The sequence below is a fragment of the Burkholderia sp. Bp9142 genome, assembly GCF_003853415.1.
Lineage (GTDB): Bacteria > Pseudomonadota > Gammaproteobacteria > Burkholderiales > Burkholderiaceae > Burkholderia.
Genome location: NZ_QTPP01000031.1, coordinates 60,600 through 76,719 on the forward strand (window position 1 = coordinate 60,600; position 16,120 = coordinate 76,719).

Below are 16,120 nucleotides of genomic sequence, written 5' to 3' on the forward strand. Positions count from 1 at the left end.
GCGAAATGGCGGCCCCCGATGTAACGGACGGGGTTTCGTCTATCCCGTCCGATTGTGCAAAAAGCGAAGCGTTGCCGCTTCGCTTTCTGCGCATGCTTTGTCGTGTCGTTACGCGATCAGGATTCCGCGAACAGCGACATCACCGAGTCGCCGCGGCGGATCCGCGAGAACGTTTCGGCCAGCAGGCTCGCGCTCGTCAGCGAGCGGATCTTCGAGCAGCCCAGCGATTCGGCCGACAGCGGGATCGTATCGGTGACGACCAGCTCGTCGAGTGCCGATGCGGCGATACGCTCGGCGGCGCCACCCGACAGAACCGGGTGCGTCGCGTACGCGAACACCTGCTTCGCACCGCGATCCTTCAGCACTTGCGCGGCCTTGCAGAGCGTGCCGGCCGTATCGACCATGTCGTCCATGATCACGCAGGTACGACCTTCGACTTCACCGATGATGTTCATCACTTCGGCGATGTTCGCCTTCGGACGACGCTTGTCGATGATCGCGAGATCGCAGTTGAGCTGCTTCGCGAGTGCCCGGGCGCGGACCACGCCGCCGACGTCCGGCGACACGACGAGCAGGTCCGAGTAGTTCTGCTTGCGCAGGTCACCCAGCAGGATCGGCGTTGCGTAGATGTTGTCGACCGGGATGTCGAAGAAGCCTTGAATCTGGTCGGCGTGCAGATCCATCGTGATGATCCGCTCGACGCCGGCGATTTCCAGCATGTTCGCGATGACCTTCGCCGAGATCGCGACGCGCGCCGAGCGCGGGCGACGGTCCTGGCGGGCATAGCCGAAGTAGGGGATGGCAGCAGTGATCCGGCCGGCGGACGCGCGCTTGAGCGCGTCGACCATGATCATCAGTTCCATCAGGTTGTCGTTGGTCGGCGCGCACGTGGATTGCAGGACGAAGACGTCCTTGCCGCGCACGTTTTCCTGGATCTCGACCTGGATCTCGCCGTCGGAGAAACGGCTGACCATTGCTTTGCCGAGGGGGATTCCAAGGATATTGACGACTTCCTGGGCAAGCGCGGGATTCGCGTTGCCAGTAAAGACCATCAAGCCATCATGGCTGTGGCTGCTCATCGTGCACCTGCTTCAGGCTTAGGCGGGAAATGCGGGAAAATTTTTGGCAGGGGAGGAAGGACTCGAACCCTCGCATGCCGGAATCAAAATCCGGTGCCTTGACCAACTTGGCGACTCCCCTACACTTAACTGATAACTTCACCGGACTTGTAGGCCATCCGGCAAAGCAAAACTTCATGACGCGAAAGCGAAGAGCGGATGCTCGTTCAGGCTCTCGGCAACTGCACCGTTCCAACCGGTGGGCAGCCTGGCTTTCGCCGCTTCTGCCTCGTGCTTGCTATGAAACGCTGCAAACACGCTTGCTCCGGAGCCGGTCATCCTCGCGGGGGTCACATTATACAACCATTTGACCACCTGCGCAACTTCCGCGTACTTACCTGTTACAACTTGCTGCATGTCGTTCCGGCCGAAGCTGTCTGGCCATCCCGCATCGCTGCTTTGCTGTGCAAGAAAGTCCGTAATTGTGACTGGCTTCGTATCTCTTGTCAACAACTCGTCTGAAAAAATTTCAGCGGTGGGGACATGAACTCGCGGCGTCACAACCAGGAACCAGCGAGTCGGCAATTCTACCTCAGCTAATTCTTCTCCGATACCCTCTGCGAACGCATTTTTTCCAAAAACAAAAAACGGGACGTCGGCGCCGAGTTTTACCGCGAGCGACTGCAGTTCCGCGCGCGGCAGGTCGAGCTGCCACAGGCGGTTCAGCGCGAGCAGCGTCGTCGCCGCGTCGGAGCTGCCGCCGCCGAGGCCCGCGCCCATCGGCAGGCACTTGTCGATCTCGATGTCGACCCCGGCGGCGGTGCCCGTGTGCGTCTTCAGCAGGTTGGCCGCGCGCACGACGAGATCGCTTTCCTCGGGCACGCCCGGCACGTCGGTGACGCGTGTGACGCGACCGTCGTCGCGCAGCGTGAAGTGCAGCGTGTCGCCCCAGTTCAGCAGCTGGAACACGCTCTGCAGATCGTGATAGCCGTTCGGGCGACGGCCGGTGATGTGCAGGAACAGGTTGAGTTTCGCGGGCGCAAGGCAGTTGCGCAGCGAGCGGGTCGAATCGGTCATGCGTATGTCGGGGCTAGGTTCACGTGCTTACTGGTCGAGCACGAGCTTGATGTCGAGCGGCGGCGTCGCGCGCACGAGGTTGACGCGTTTGACGCCGGTGGCCGGTGCGTCCGCGTAGGCGAGATAGTCGATCGTCCAGCCGTCCTGGCGGATCTGCTTGACGTGCGTCGCGTCGACCGGGTCGCGCACCGTCTGCGCGGGCGTCGCGGGCGCGGGCGTCGGCAGCAGCCAGTAGCGCAGGCCGGCCAGCGGCAGCGAGAAGCCGAGCGTGTTCTGCATCAGCTCGCCGACATCGGTCGCGTACTGCGGCTGGCGGTTCGGCAGTTCGAGCGACGCGGCCTGCGGCGTCGATTTCACGACCGCGAGCGTCTGGCCGAGCGGGCTGCGCAGCTCCAGCGACACGTCGTCGCCATGCTCCTGCCAGTCGAAGTTGCCGTACACGTTCTGCTGTCGGCCGAGGCGGTCGTTGTACTGCACCGCGAAGCGGCCGTGGTACGCATGCGTCGCGGCCGTCTGCAACACGGCGCCGGCCGGCGCATTCGCCGACGGCGGCGTGCTCGCGCAGCCGGCGAGCGCGAGCACCGCGCCGGCCGCGGCCAGCGTGCGCAGCGCGCGGGAAGACAGGGAAAGCATCGGGAACATCCGCATCAGAGGCCGTTGATCTGGAGGCGCTTCAGCGTCTGCACGAGCGTGTCGTTGTCGGGCTCGAGCTTTTGCGCGGCACGCCACGCGGTGCGCGCGTCGTCCTGCGCGCCGCTCTTCCACAGCACCTCGCCGAGGTGCGCGCCGATCTCCGCGTTCGGCTGCAGCTCGTACGCGCGCCGCAGCACCTTCGCCGCGCCGGCGGCATCGCCCATCCGGTACTTCACCCAGCCGAGGCTGTCCATGATGTATGCATCGTTCGGCGCGAGCGACGCAGCCTTGTCGATCAGCTTGCTGGCTTCGGGCAGGCGCTGGTTGCGATCGGCCAGCGAATAGCCGAGCGCGTTGTACGCCTGCGGGTTGTCGGGCTGTGTGCGGATCAGCTCGCGCAGCTGCTTTTCCATCGCCGCGTAGTGGCCGGTCTTCTCGGCAGCCATCGCATAGTCGTAGCGCAGGTCGGGATCGTCCGGGAAGTCCTGGACCGCCTGCGCGAGCCGCGCCTCGGCTTCCGGATAGCGCTTCGCGGTGAACAGGATCGACGCGTCGGTGCGCGCGACCACGGCCGCATCGCGCGGGTCGCTGATCGGCAGGTCGTCGAGCACCTTGCGCGCCTCGTCGGTCTTGCCCTGTTTCTGCAGCAGCTGTGCGCGCGTGATCTGGGCGGGCAGGTAGTGCTGGCTCGTCTGGTCGACCTTGTCGAGCCATTGCGACGCCTGCGCGTCGTTGCCCTGCTCGATCGAGATCTGCGCGAGATAGATGTAGCCCTGGCCGACGTCGAGATTCGGCTGCTTGTCGCCGAGCTGCACGTACTGCTTCAGGTACGCGCTCGCGTCGTCGAGCTTCTTCTGCTGGATCTTGATCAGCGCGAGCGCCATCAGCGGCGTCGGATCCTTCGAGTCGAGCTTGCGCATCGTCTCGAACTGCTTGCGCGCGTCGTCGAGGCGGTCGTCGGCGAGATAGAGCTGCGACAGCGCGAGCCGCGCATCGCGCGACTTCGGATTCTGCTGAACATACTTCTCGAACGACGCGATGCCGGCCGCGCGCTCCGCGGGCCCCATCTGCGACAGCATCAGCGCCGCCGGCAGATAGTCGGGACGGATCTGCAGCGCCTGCTTCAGCGATTGCGCGGCGCCTTCCTTGTCGTCGACCGCCAGTTGCTGCCGCGCGATCGCGAGCTGCGCCTCGGGGCGGTTCAGGTCGTTCTTCAGCATGTCCTTCAGCACCGCGAGGCCGGCGACGCGGTCGGAGCCGCGCACCAGCAGCGCCTGCAGCGCGAGGATCGCGGGGCCGCGCGTTTCGCCGGTCGCGCGGGCGAGCTCGCGCGCGAGCATCGGCTGCGCGTCGGCCGGCTTGCCGGCGAGCACGAGCAGCGCGGCGTCGACTTGCGACGCGCGGTTCGAATCGGGCGCGTACTGGCGCCACAGATTGGCCGCGGACAAGGCGTCGGCCGGGCTTTGCGCGCTGAGTGCGATCTCGGTCGCCCGCTGCGCCATGCGCGGATCGCGCGTGTCGCGGGCGAGGGCGAGGTAGGTCTGGTAGGCCGGCGCCGGCTGGTTGCGCTGGAGTGCCACTTCGGCGGCCAGCACCTGATAGACGATCTGACTCGTCAGCGGGACGCCCGGGAGATCCTTTTTCTCGTCCGGCATCACGTGCTCGAACGCACCCTGCGGCTCCGCGTCGTCCGATGCCGGAGCCTGCGCGTGAGCCGGGAAGGCGGTGAGGGTCCACGCGGCGAACAGCGCGGCGCCGAGCGCACGGCGGACCGGGAAGGCGCGCGCGCCGCGCTCGGCGGCGGGGCGCTTCAGAAGCAGCTTCGAGGGCAAGGTCATGGAAATCCGTTCGATGTTTCAACCGATTGTAACGCGCTCGCTACAATACACGCACGATCGTGAATCCCGTCTCAGACCCGCAAAACATGCCAGAGTTGCCAGAAGTCGAAGTCACGCGCCGGGGCATCGAGCCCTTTGTCGCGGGCCGCCGCGTCGAGCGTGTCGACGTCCGTACCGCGATGCTGCGCTGGCCCGTGCCGGCGGGGCTCGCGGAGCAATTGCGCGCGCGCGAGGTGCTCGCCGTCGAGCGTCGCGGCAAGTACCTGTTGTTCGAGGTCGACGCGGGCTGGTTCATCGTTCATCTCGGGATGACGGGCACGCTGCGCGTGCTGCCCGCGGCCGGCGTGCCGGTCGCCGCGAAACACGACCACATCGACTGGATCTTCGACGAATTCGTGCTACGGTTCCGCGATCCGCGCCGCTTCGGCGCCGTGCTGTGGCACCCGCGCGAAGCGGGCGACGTGCATGCGCATCCGCTGCTCGCGAGCCTCGGCGTCGAGCCGTTCTCGCCGGCGTTCACCGGCGCGCTGCTGCACGCGCGCACACGCGGCCGCACGGTATCGGTCAAGCAGGCGCTGCTCGCGGGCGACATGGTCGTCGGCGTCGGCAACATCTATGCGTCGGAGAGCCTGTTTCGCGCCGGCATTCGGCCGACGACCGCCGCCGGCAAGGTATCGCTGCCGCGCTACGAACGACTGGCCGACGCGGTGCGCGCGACGCTCGCCGACGCGATCGAGCGCGGCGGCAGCACGTTGCGCGATTTCGTCGGCAGCAACGGCGAAAGCGGCTATTTCCAGCTCGACTGCTTCGTCTACGACCGTGCCGGGTTGCCTTGCCGCGTATGCGGCACCCCGATCCGCCAGATCGTGCAGGGTCAGCGCTCGACCTATTACTGCCCGACCTGCCAGCGTTGAGCCCCGCGTTGAAACCTCTTTCCAAAGATTCGAACACTTGAAGCCGCCCCGCATCGCTCCCGCTCCGTTCCCCGTCACGCCGCTGCACCGCACGTTCGCCACGCGCCTGATCGCCTGGCAGCGCGTGCACGGTCGCCACGACCTGCCGTGGCAGAACACCCGCGATCCCTACTGGATCTGGCTGTCGGAAATCATGCTGCAGCAGACGCAGGTCTCGACCGTCGTCCCGTATTACGCGCGCTTTCTCGAGCGCTTTCCCGACGTCGCCGCGCTCGCGGCCGCGCCGTCCGACGACGTGATGGCGCTGTGGGCCGGGCTCGGCTACTACTCGCGCGCACGCAACCTGCACCGCTGCGCGCAGGTCGTCGTCGCCGAGCATGGCGGTGTATTCCCGTCGACGCCGGAAGCGCTCGCCGAACTGCCGGGCATCGGCCGCTCGACGGCCGCGGCGATCGCGTCGTTCGCGTACGGTGCGCGCGCGACGATCCTCGACGGCAACGTGAAGCGCGTGCTGGCGCGGGTGTTCGGGGTCGAGGGCTTTCCGGGCGAGAAGCGTGTCGAGAACGACATGTGGGCGCTGGCCGAATCGCTGCTGCCGGATGCCGCGAACGCGGCCGACGTGAGCGCCTATACACAGGGGCTGATGGATCTCGGCGCGACGCTGTGCGTGCGCGGCAAGCCGGATTGCGCGCGCTGTCCGTTCGCGGGCGACTGCGTCGCGCAATCGACGGGCCGGCAGCGCGAACTGCCGGCCGCGCGGCCGAAGAAGGCCGTGCCGACGCGCAAGACCTGGATGCTCGTGCTGCGCGACGGCGATGCCGTGCTGCTCGAGCGGCGTCCGCCCGCCGGGATCTGGGGCGGCCTGTGGTGCCTGCCGCAGGCCGACGGCGATGCTGCCCTCGCGGAACTCGCCCGCGGCTTCGGCGGCGGCGGCCCGATGCCGCTCGCGCCGTTTACGCACACGTTCACGCATTTCCGGCTCGAGATCGAGCCGCGGCTGAGCGACATGACGAACGGCGGGTTGCCGGACGCGTACGCGCAGGACGCCGAGACGGCGTGGGTGCCGCTCGCCGGGCTCGACGCGTACGGCGTGCCGGCGCCCGTGCGCAAGCTGCTCGATGCGCTGAGCGGGCCGCTGCTGTAACGAAAGGGGAAGGGCGCGGCGCGAGCAGCGCTTACGGAAGCGCCGGACCGCCGCGGGTGTTGCGCCCGTCAGGGTGGTTCGCGCGCCGATGCCGGTGCGACGCGGCAGGCCGGCCGGCGCCTACAGCCATCCGTGGCGGTCGAGCACGTGGTGCACGGCATCGATCCGTGCCCCGACATCCGGAAACTCCATCAGCTTCTGCCGCGCGCGCAGGTCGAGCGGCAGCAGTTCCGCGAGGCGGTTCGACACCCAGCTCGGGTCGTCGAGACGGAACGGTTCGCCGAACGGCATCTTGTCCGGTTCGGATTTCTTCAGCGCCTCGATGATGCGCTCGAGCACCTCGGCGCACGAGCCGAATTGCGCGAGCGCCTGCTCGCCTTCGAGCGGGATGTCGTCGGGCAGCGGCTCCGCGATCCCGACCAGCAGTCCGTTGCCTTCGACGCGATGCGACAGCAGCTCGAAACGCTGCGTGCCGATCGCCTGCAGGTACAGCATCCCGAATTCGCCGGTGTCGCACTCGGTGATGCGCGCCATGCAGCCGATGGTCTCGGGCACCGACACGGCGCCGTCCTGCGCGACCTCGGGGCCGCTCTTCAGCAGGCACACGCCGAACGGCGCGTCGTCGCGCAGGCAGGCGCGGCACATGTCGAGATAGCGTGCCTCGAACACCTTGAGCGGCAGCCAGCCACCGGGGAACAGCACTGTGTGCAGCGGAAACAGCGGCAGGTCGATCAGGGTGGTCGATAGGGTGGACATGGCGCGCCGGTGAGAGAGGGTGTCGCTAAGGTCGGGCGACCTCGGCGACGAGCCGCGACGACGCGTCGACATCCACGGGCGCGTCACGATGCCGCACGATCACGTTCGCATCGTGCGCGAGGCGCGCGGCGAGCGTTTCCGCAATGAACACCGAGCGATGCTGACCGCCCGTGCAGCCGATGGCGACGGTCAGGTAGCTGCGGTTGTCTTCGCGAAAGTGCGGCAGCCATTTCATCAGGAACGCATGGATGTCGTCGATCATCTGGTGGACGATCGGCAATGCGTCGAGAAAGGCGATGACCGGCTGGTCCAGCCCGGTGAGCGGGCGCAGCTCATGGTCGTAGTACGGATTCGGCAGCGCGCGCACGTCGAACATCAGGTCGGCATCGAGCGGCACGCCGCGCTTGAAGCCGAACGACTCGAACATCACCATCAGGTCGTTGTTCTTCTGCTCGATGAAGCGCTTGACCCACGTGCGCAGCACGTTCGCGCGCAGCGTGCTCGTATCGATCTGGTGACCGAATTCGGCGAGCGGCGCGACCAGGTCGCGCTCGCGCTCGATCGCTTCCTCGAGCGACGACAGCAGCCCGACGTTCGCGTCGTGCGACGGCGAGCCGGACAGCGGGTGGCGCCGGCGCGTTTCGGAGAAGCGCTGGATCAGCGCCTGCGTGCTCGCGTTGAGAAACAGCACACGGACATCGTGCTCGAGCGACAGCGAGCGGATCAGGCCGGGCATTTCGTCGAGCGAGGCGCTCGAACGCGCATCGATCGCGACCGCGAGCCGGTGCTGGCCGCCCTCGGCAAGGTAGCGGGCGAGTTCGGGGAGCACGTGCGGCGGCAGGTTGTCGACGCAGTAATAGCCTGCGTCCTCAAGCGCGTTCAGCGCGACGGACTTGCCTGAGCCGGAGATGCCGGTGATGAGGACGATGCGCATGGGAAGCAGAGAATCCTGACGTTTCATCATAGCACCGGCTCGACGCGTCGGCGCTGCGAGGCCGGCGCGGGGAAGTTACACGAGCTTGCCGGGGAACTGGCTGTCGGGATCTTGCATCGCGAGTCGTTGCCGATCCATGAAATCGCGCAACGTGTCGATTCCGCGCAACTGCAGGATCGTGTTCCGCACGGCCGCCTCGACCAGCACCGCGAGGTTGCGGCCAGCCGCCACCTGGATCGTGACCTTGCTGATCGGCAGACCGAGCACGTCGACCGTCTGGCTTTCCAGCGGCAGCCGCTGGAATTCGCCGTCCGGGCGGCGCACGAGCTGGACGATCAGCTTCAGCTTCATTTTCCGGCGCACGGCGGTTTCACCGAAGATCGTCTTGATGTCGAGCAGGCCGAGGCCGCGCACTTCGAGCAGATTCTGCAGCAGCGGCGGGCAGCGGCCTTCGACGAAATCGGGGCCAAGTCGGACGAAGTCGACTGCGTCGTCGGCGACGAGGCCGTGGCCGCGGCTGATGAGTTCGAGGCCGAGTTCGCTCTTGCCGAGCCCGGAGTCGCCGGTGAGCAGCACGCCCATTCCGAGGATGTCGAGGAACACGCCGTGCAGCGTCGCGCGCGGCGCGAGGATGCGCGACATGTAGAGCCGCAGGCTGTCGATCACCGCGGCGGCCGACATCGGCGTCGTGAACAGCGGCGTGGACGAGCGCGTGCAGCGCAGCACGAGTTCGGGCGGCGCGGCGGCGCCGCCGGCGACGACGAGGAACGGCGGTTCGAGCGCGATCAGTTCGGCCATGTGGCGCGAACGGTCTTCGTCGGTCTGCCGCTGGTAGTAGTCGATCTCGGCTTCGCCGAGCACCTGGATCCGGTTCGGGTGGATCAGGTTCAGGTGGCCGACGAGGTCGGCGCTCGACGTCGCGTTGCCGACGGTGTCGGCCGAAAAACCGCGCTCCCAGCCTTCATGCCCCGTCAGCCAGCTCAGCTTCAGCGTGGCCGCGTTGTCGTCGAAGATGCTCTGGGCGTTGATGCTGGACGTATCCATGACTCTCGTCACTCCAATGAGCCGGTGCATGCGCGCGGCGACGGGCGTCGCCATGCCGGACCGGCGCCGGGCGGCCCTGGACGGCGGCGCGTGCCGCCTCGTTCGGGAAAATATTCCGCCCGGATCAACTCAAGGTTGCCACTGAGTGAGCAGGTGATGCAACTCGGTGAGATCTGTTTCGTTGTGCAGACGCTCGCGTGCATCGCGATCGGACAGCAGTTGCGCGATTTCCGACAGGATCTCGAGGTGCTGCTGGGTGGCTTGCTCGGGGACGAGCAGGAAAATCAGGAGACCGACCGGCTGGCCGTCGGGCGCTTCGAACGGAATCGCGTCGGCGAGCCGCACGAACGCGGCGAGCGGGTGCTTGAGCCCCTTGATGCGCCCGTGCGGAATCGCGACGCCTTCGCCGAGCCCGGTCGAGCCGAGGCGCTCGCGCGCGAACAGGTTGTCCGTGACGGTGCTGCGGGCGATACCGTTCTGATTTTCGAAGATCAGCCCGGCTTGTTCGAAGACGCGTTTCTTGCTGGTGACGGAGAGGTCGATGACGACGTTCTCGATGGGCAGGATTTTGGCTAGGCGATTCATGTTGGCAGGCGATTGGGCGGCCTGGGGTCTCCTTGCGGCGGCAGACTGATTTTCCATGTTCGGCGATATCAAGGCGTTCGGCATCGGAACCTGCAAGGCAGCTACCGCACCCAACGCCCCCCCGGCGATAACCGGAACATTATAGAGCACAGCCGCGTGCGTGGCGCAGCATGGACGGACCGGTCGCACCACTGCCGCCCGGGCACAAAAAAAACGCCCGGCGAACCGGGCGGCTGTGTGTTGCGGTGAGCGTTATTGCGGCGGCAGTTCGATCTGGTCGATCGACGGCTGCAGCTTGATCGGGTCGTGCGCATGGGTCTGCAGACGCTCCATGTGCTTGACGACCTGGCGATCCAGCTTGTCGATCAGCAGATCGATCGCAGCGTACAGGTTGCCGTTTGCGCTTTCGACGAAGATGTCCTTGCCCTTCAGGTGCAGGTTGATTTCCGCGCGCTGCTGCTTGTCCTTTTCCTTGTGGTTGTCGACCGAGAGGATCACAGTGCCATCGATTACCTGATCGCTATGGCGTAGCACCCGGTCCAGCTTGGTGATCACGTATTCGCGAATTGCAGGCGTGACTTCGAGATGATGTCCACTGATCTTCAGGTTCATAGTGCTTCTCCAAGCGAGTGACCACCCGGCCGCATCGAGGCGGCGCTCCGGTCGACTTGCCCCTGCCGCATGTGGCGGCAGATTCGCGGACAGGTCGCCCGGCCTGTTCCCCGTGTGCGCGGTGGCCGGAACACGCCTGCCGCCGGGCAGGCAGCAGGCTTAAAGAGACTTGCGCAGATTCACTGCCGGGATTTTGAGGGCTTCGCGATACTTGGCAACCGTGCGGCGCGCAACCACGAATCCCTGTTCTGCCAGCAGCTCGGCAATGCGGCTGTCCGAAAGTGGCGATTTTGGGTCTTCAGCTCCTATCAGTTGCTTGATCAGGGCTCGGATGGCGGTCGACGATGCGGCGCCTCCGGTGTCGGTCGAAACGTGTGATCCGAAGAAGTACTTAAATTCAAGCGTCCCGAACGGGGTCAGCATGTACTTCCCGGTTGTCACACGGCTGACAGTCGACTCGTGTAGGCCCAGCGTATCAGCAATTTCCCGCAAAACCAAGGGGCGCATGGCAATTTCACCGTGCGCAAAGAAATTCTTCTGACGTTCGACAATAGCCTGCGCGACACGCAGGATCGTGTCGAATCGCTGCTGGATGTTCTTGATCAGCCAGCGTGCTTCCTGCAACTGTTGTTTCAACGATCCGGCCGACGGATCGCCGCGGCTGTTGCGCAGGATGTTCGCGTACAGGTTGTTGATCCGCAGGCGCGGCATCACTTCCGGGTTGAGTTCCGCGAGCCAGCCCTGGCCTGCCTTCTTCACGATGATGTCGGGTACGACGTAGTCGGCCTCGGCCTTGCCGTAGGCGGCGCCGGGGAACGGCTCCAGCGAGCGGATCAGCGCGTGCGCGTCGCGCAGCGCGTCGTCGCTCGCCTTCAGCTGCTTGCGCAGCCGCGTGAAGTCGCGCGCGGCGAGCAATTCGAGATGCTGCGACACGATTTCCAGCGCGAGCGTGCGGGTGGGGGACGGATCGAGGCGCAGCAGCTGCAGCTTCAAGCATTCGGAGGCCGAGCGGGCCCCGACCCCGGCCGGGTCGAAACTGTGCAGCAGCGCGAGCGCCGCGTTCAGTTCGTCACAGTCGATTTCCAGTTCCGGCGGCAGGTCGGCGAGCACTTCGTCGAGCGAGGCGGTCAGGTAGCCGTCATCGTCGAGCGATTCGATCAGGAACATCACCAGCGCGCGATCGCGCGGGCCGGCCTGCGTGACGCGCAATTGCGCGGACAGGTGGTCGCGCAGCGACGTCGCGGCTTCCTGCACCTGCAGCGGCGGGAGGTCGTCGTCGTCCGAGGCGCCGCTCGAGCGGCCGTACTCGTCGAGATTCCACTGCGGGCCGTCGCCGGCGTCACCCGACGCGTAGCTGTCGTATTCGTCGGCGCCGGCCGGCTCGTCGCGCTCGGCGCGATCGCTCGACTGGCTGCTGCCGTTCGCGGTGCCCGGGTCCATGTTTTGTCCGGGGGGCGTCTGCGCGATCAGCGATCCGTCCGCCGCGACACGCAGCGGACTCGCGATCCATTCGTCATCGTTCTCGAGCAGCGGGTTCTGCGCGACGGCCATCGCGACTTCCTGCTGCAGTTCGAGCGTCGACAGCTGCAGGAGCCGGATCGACTGCTGCAGTTGCGGTGTCAGCGCCAGGTGTTGCGACAGGCGGAGTTGAAGGCTGGCTTTCATGGCAAGGAGGGAGTCATACCGGCAGTTTGCCACGACCCAGGCGCATTGAGCCATCCGCGATTACGCGCGGCGCGGCGCCCGGCCGCGGGCAGGGCCGCCGTGCGGGGCACGCGGGCGCGGCCCCGCGCGGCGATGCCGGGCGGGGTGCAGCCAGCCACAGGGGGAAAGTTACATGCGGAAGTGTTCGCCGAGGTACACGCGGCGCACGCTTTCGTTCTCGATGATTTCGCTCGGCGCGCCGGCGGCGAGCACCGAACCGTCGCTGATGATGTACGCGTGGTCGCAGATGCCGAGCGTTTCGCGGACGTTGTGATCGGTAATCAACACGCCGATGTTGCGCTGCTTCAGGAACTTGACGATCTTCTGGATCTCGAGCACCGCGATCGGGTCGACGCCGGCGAACGGTTCGTCGAGCAGGATGAAGTTCGGGTTGGTCGCAAGCGCACGCGCGATCTCGACGCGACGGCGTTCGCCGCCCGACAGCGACAGCGCCGGGTTTTCGCGCAGGTGGCCGATCTGCAACTCGTCGAGCAGCGCCTCGGTGCGCGATGCGATCGCGTCCTTCGACAGCCGCTTGCCGTCTTCGCCGTACTGCAGTTCGAGCACCGCGCGGATGTTTTCCTCGACGGTCAGCTTGCGGAATACCGACGCTTCCTGCGGCAGGTACGACAGGCCGAGCGATGCGCGCTTGTGGATCGGCAGCAGGCTGATCGAGCTGCCGTTCAGCGAGATTTCGCCCGCATCCGTCGGCACGAGGCCGACGATCATGTAGAACGACGTCGTCTTGCCGGCACCGTTCGGGCCGAGCAGGCCGACGACCTCGCCGCTCTTCACGTCGAGCGACACGTCCTTGACGACCGTGCGCGAGCCATAGCGTTTCTTCAGGTTGCGGACGACGAGCGAGCTGGTCGTGCCGGCCGGCTGGCGGTTCGGTAGCGCGTTCATTGGCCCGGCGCTCCCTGGATCGTGGTCGACGGCGACAGCTTCGCCGGCGCGCCGTTCAGCTGCCCGGGGCCGCCGTTCTTCGGCGACAGCATCGCGCGCACGCGGCCGTTCGGGTTGCCCGGCGTCGCGACGTCCTTGCCGCCCTTCGCGGTGTAGAAGTCGCGCTGGCCGTCGTACGTGATCACGCTGCCGTGCACGGTGTCGGCGATCGTCGACGTGCCCTGCAGGCGGCGCACGGTGGCGGCGGTCGTCAGCGTCGTCAGGTCCTGCTTGCCGTCGTAGTCGATGCGCTCGGCGTCGCCGTCGATGTATTCGTCGAGACCTTCGCGCTTCTGGCGGAACGTCGCGTGCTTCTTGCCGCTGCCGAACGACGTCGCGTACTGATAGCCTTCCGGATCCTGGCGCACTTCGACGCGATCGCCCTTGATGATGATCGTGCCCTTCGTGATCACGACGTTGCCGGTCGCGACCGTCACCTGCTTCAGGTCGTCATAGGTCAGGTTGTCGGCCTCGACGTTGATCGGCTTGTTCTGGTCGGCCTTCTCGGCATGGGCGAGCGGCGCCAGCCCGACGAGCGGGAGCGCCACGAGCGTCGCGGCGAGCGCGGCGCGGACGGCGCGCGCAGCGCCGCCGGAATTCTGTCGAGGGAACGGTTCGTTCATGCAGTCACGTGAGGGATGCGTCACCTGGATTGACCTTTCGAGCCGCCGGACGTGTCCGCCGCGGCAATCGTGCCGCGCACGTTGCCGTAAAGCTCGATGACCCGGGTGACGTTGTTGTACTTCATGCCGTCGGTCGCGTTGACGAGCGACAGGCCGCGCTGAAGTTTAACCGGCTTTTCGGTCTGGATCACATCGTCATTGACGAAGATCCGGAAATGCTGGGAATCGGCCTGCATCTGCGGGTCGCCGCCGCCGGCCACGCGCAGGATGCGCGCGTCGTCGTACAAATCGACGATCGACACGTCGCCGTTGACGGTGCCGCGCTTCGCGGTGGTCGTCACGACCGGCTTGCCGGGCTGGAATGCGCGCATGGCCGGATCGGTCAGGTCGCTGTTTTCGGTGTCTTCGTAGTGGATCAGCTTCGCGGCCGTCAGCCGGTACTGGGTCGTGCCCGACTGGTCGAGCTCGGTGACCGAGAAGTTGTCCGCGAAATAGTCGGGCGTATGGCGCTTCGGCTGCACGGCGCCCTCGCCGGGCAGCGGCAGCGTTGCCTGCAGCAGCCACCAGGTGATGCCCGCGAGCGCGGCGACCGCGACGAGCGGCAGCAGCTGGGTCCAGCGGAAATGCGTATTCATCCGTCAGGCTCCGCAGGCGGACGCGAGCAGCGCGTCGTAGCGGCGCTGCGCGCGCAGGATCGCATCGCAGACTTCGCGCACCGCGCCCTCGCCGCCGCGGGCCTCGGCCACCCAGTGCGCGCGGGCGATCACCTCGGGGTGTGCGTTGGCCGGCGCGGTCGCGAAGCCGCAGCGCAGCATCACCGGCAGGTCGGGCCAGTCGTCGCCCATGTAGCCGCAGGCGTCGGCGCCGATGCCGAGCGACGCGATCAGGTCGGCGAACACGGCAAGCTTGTTATCGACGCCCTGGAACAGGTGCGCGATCTTCATTTCCTTCGCACGCGCCGCGACGATCTCCGAGCGGCGGCCGGTGATGATCGCGGTCGCGATGCCGGCCTCGCCGAGCAGCTTCACGCCGTGGCCGTCGAGCGAATTGAACGACTTCATCGCGTCGCCGGCCGCGGTAAACAGCAGGCCGCCGTCGGTCAGCACGCCGTCGACGTCGAAAATCATCAGCTTCACGCGGCTCGCGCGTTCGGCCGCAGTCAGCGCTGCGCTCATCAGATCACCTTCTTCGAAAACAGGTCGTGCATGTTCAGCGCGCCGATCAGCGCGCCGTCGGCATCGACCACCAGCATCTGGTTGATCCGGTGGCGCTCCATCAGTTCCACGGCCTCGACCGCGAGTTGATCGGGGCCGATCGTGCGCGGTTCGCGCGTCATCACGTCGACGATCGGCAGCGTGCGGAAATCGCCGTCGCGCGCGAGCACGCGGCGCAGGTCGCCGTCAGTGAAGATGCCCGCGACCTTGCCGGCGGCGTCGACCACGGCCGTCATGCCCAGGCGCTTCGCGGTGATCTGGAACAGCGCGTCCGACAGCGTCGCGTCGAGCCCGACGCTCGGCACATCGTCGCCCGAGCGCATCACGTCGCGCACATGGGTGAGCAGGCGCCGGCCGAGCGCGCCGCCCGGATGCGAGCGCGCGAAATCCTCGGAGCCGAAGCCGCGTGCATCGAGCACCGCGACGGCGAGCGCGTCGCCGAGCGCGAGCGCGGCGGTCGTGCTCGCGGTGGGGGCGAGGTTCAGCGGGCACGCTTCCTTCGCCACCGCGGCGTTCAGGTTCACGTCGGCGAGCGTGCCGAGGCTCGATTCCGCACGGCCCGTGATCGCGATCAGCTTCGCGCCGATCCGCTTGACGAGCGGCAGGATCGCGACGAGCTCTTCCGATTCGCCGGAATAGGAGATGCCGATGAACACGTCGTCCGACGTGACCATGCCGAGGTCGCCGTGGCTGGCCTCGGCCGGGTGGACGAAGAAGGCCGGCGTGCCGGTGCTCGCCAGCGTGGCCGCGATCTTGCGGGCGATATGCCCCGATTTGCCGATGCCGGATACCACGACGCGGCCGCGGCAGCCGAGCAGCAGCGCGACGGCCTGGACGAAGTCGCCGTCGAGCTGGTCGCGCAGCGCGCGCACGGCGTCCGCCTCGATGTCGAGCACGTCGCGGGCGAGCGCGAGCGCCCGATCATCATTGATTTTCGCTATCATGCGCGGAGTATAGCAAAGGCGTTTGTTCGCCGCGCCGCGCCTTCGGACTCGTCCGACGTCGCTTGCCCACCGCCACCACCCGCGCCCGCATTGCC

At 66.8% G+C, this 16,120-nt stretch carries 17 protein-coding genes and 1 tRNA gene; 2 read left to right on the top strand and 16 right to left on the bottom strand.

The features are described from left to right. Nucleotides 1-116 precede the first annotated feature (116 nt). The 5 genes from DIE22_RS27830 to DIE22_RS27850 all read right to left on the bottom strand — a co-directional run bounded on the left by DIE22_RS27830 (nucleotide 117) and on the right by DIE22_RS27850 (nucleotide 4,606). Nucleotides 117-1,079: a ribose-phosphate pyrophosphokinase gene (locus DIE22_RS27830; RefSeq protein ID WP_124496742.1), complete on the bottom strand. Its 963-nt coding sequence runs from the start codon at nucleotides 1,077-1,079 to the stop codon at nucleotides 117-119. Nucleotides 1,080-1,123: 44 nt separating this feature from the next. Beyond that, nucleotides 1,124-1,200, bottom strand: a tRNA-Gln gene (locus DIE22_RS27835). Between the two features lie 53 nt (nucleotides 1,201-1,253). Further along, nucleotides 1,254-2,135, bottom strand: a complete 882-nt coding sequence (gene ispE / locus DIE22_RS27840; protein ID WP_124606540.1) for a 4-(cytidine 5'-diphospho)-2-C-methyl-D-erythritol kinase — start codon at nucleotides 2,133-2,135, stop codon at nucleotides 1,254-1,256. A gap of 27 nt (nucleotides 2,136-2,162) precedes the next feature. Continuing rightward, on the bottom strand, nucleotides 2,163-2,783 hold the full coding sequence (gene lolB, locus DIE22_RS27845; protein WP_124606541.1) for a lipoprotein insertase outer membrane protein LolB: 621 nt from the start codon (nucleotides 2,781-2,783) through the stop codon (nucleotides 2,163-2,165). Beyond that, nucleotides 2,783-4,606 carry a tetratricopeptide repeat protein gene (locus tag DIE22_RS27850; protein WP_124606542.1) on the bottom strand — a complete coding sequence of 608 codons (1,824 nt, stop codon included), beginning with the start codon at nucleotides 4,604-4,606 and terminating at the stop codon, nucleotides 2,783-2,785. Before DIE22_RS27850 ends, lolB begins: the two co-directional genes overlap by 1 nt. An 86-nt stretch (nucleotides 4,607-4,692) precedes the next feature. On the opposite strand from DIE22_RS27850, the gene mutM reads away from it, so the two are divergent. After that, complete coding sequence (mutM, locus tag DIE22_RS27855) at nucleotides 4,693-5,520, top strand: bifunctional DNA-formamidopyrimidine glycosylase/DNA-(apurinic or apyrimidinic site) lyase (RefSeq protein ID WP_044847468.1); 828 nt, start codon at nucleotides 4,693-4,695, stop codon at nucleotides 5,518-5,520. Nucleotides 5,521-5,557: 37 nt separating this feature from the next. Beyond that, nucleotides 5,558-6,664 carry an A/G-specific adenine glycosylase gene (gene mutY / locus DIE22_RS27860; protein WP_124496746.1) on the top strand — a complete coding sequence of 369 codons (1,107 nt, stop codon included), beginning with the start codon at nucleotides 5,558-5,560 and terminating at the stop codon, nucleotides 6,662-6,664. A gap of 120 nt (nucleotides 6,665-6,784) precedes the next feature. On the opposite strand, the gene DIE22_RS27865 is transcribed toward mutY, so the two are convergent. The 11 genes from DIE22_RS27865 to kdsD form a co-directional block, all read right to left on the bottom strand. Next, the gene (locus DIE22_RS27865) at nucleotides 6,785-7,420 is read right to left on the bottom strand and encodes an LON peptidase substrate-binding domain-containing protein (protein ID WP_124496747.1); all 636 of its coding nucleotides are present in this window, start codon (nucleotides 7,418-7,420) and stop codon (nucleotides 6,785-6,787) included. Nucleotides 7,421-7,445: 25 nt separating this feature from the next. Next, nucleotides 7,446-8,354: an RNase adapter RapZ gene (rapZ, locus tag DIE22_RS27870; protein ID WP_124496748.1), complete on the bottom strand. Its 909-nt coding sequence runs from the start codon at nucleotides 8,352-8,354 to the stop codon at nucleotides 7,446-7,448. 75 nt (nucleotides 8,355-8,429) lie between these two features. Next, the gene (gene hprK, locus DIE22_RS27875; protein ID WP_006483133.1) at nucleotides 8,430-9,398 is read right to left on the bottom strand and encodes an HPr(Ser) kinase/phosphatase; all 969 of its coding nucleotides are present in this window, start codon (nucleotides 9,396-9,398) and stop codon (nucleotides 8,430-8,432) included. 129 nt (nucleotides 9,399-9,527) lie between these two features. Further along, complete coding sequence (locus DIE22_RS27880) at nucleotides 9,528-10,040, bottom strand: PTS sugar transporter subunit IIA (protein WP_185640700.1); 513 nt, start codon at nucleotides 10,038-10,040, stop codon at nucleotides 9,528-9,530. 195 nt (nucleotides 10,041-10,235) lie between these two features. After that, nucleotides 10,236-10,595 (bottom strand): ribosome hibernation-promoting factor, HPF/YfiA family, encoded by a 360-nt coding sequence (gene hpf, locus DIE22_RS27885; RefSeq protein WP_006477786.1) that lies wholly within the window; start codon nucleotides 10,593-10,595, stop codon nucleotides 10,236-10,238. Nucleotides 10,596-10,754: 159 nt separating this feature from the next. Next, entirely contained in the window at nucleotides 10,755-12,260 is a 1,506-nt protein-coding gene (locus tag DIE22_RS27890; RefSeq protein ID WP_124496770.1) for an RNA polymerase factor sigma-54, read from the bottom strand. 168 nt (nucleotides 12,261-12,428) lie between these two features. Then, nucleotides 12,429-13,205 (bottom strand): LPS export ABC transporter ATP-binding protein, encoded by a 777-nt coding sequence (gene lptB, locus DIE22_RS27895; RefSeq protein ID WP_059507772.1) that lies wholly within the window; start codon nucleotides 13,203-13,205, stop codon nucleotides 12,429-12,431. Beyond that, entirely contained in the window at nucleotides 13,202-13,867 is a 666-nt protein-coding gene (lptA, locus tag DIE22_RS27900; protein WP_124496750.1) for a lipopolysaccharide transport periplasmic protein LptA, read from the bottom strand. Before lptA ends, lptB begins: the two co-directional genes overlap by 4 nt. A 20-nt stretch (nucleotides 13,868-13,887) precedes the next feature. Then, on the bottom strand, nucleotides 13,888-14,502 hold the full coding sequence (gene lptC / locus DIE22_RS27905) for an LPS export ABC transporter periplasmic protein LptC (protein ID WP_124496751.1): 615 nt from the start codon (nucleotides 14,500-14,502) through the stop codon (nucleotides 13,888-13,890). 3 nt (nucleotides 14,503-14,505) lie between these two features. Continuing rightward, nucleotides 14,506-15,042, bottom strand: a complete 537-nt coding sequence (locus DIE22_RS27910; protein ID WP_124606543.1) for an HAD family hydrolase — start codon at nucleotides 15,040-15,042, stop codon at nucleotides 14,506-14,508. Next, complete coding sequence (kdsD, locus tag DIE22_RS27915; RefSeq protein WP_124496753.1) at nucleotides 15,042-16,025, bottom strand: arabinose 5-phosphate isomerase KdsD; 984 nt, start codon at nucleotides 16,023-16,025, stop codon at nucleotides 15,042-15,044. The genes DIE22_RS27910 and kdsD overlap by 1 nt, the downstream gene beginning before the upstream one ends. Nucleotides 16,026-16,120: the final 95 nt, after the last annotated feature.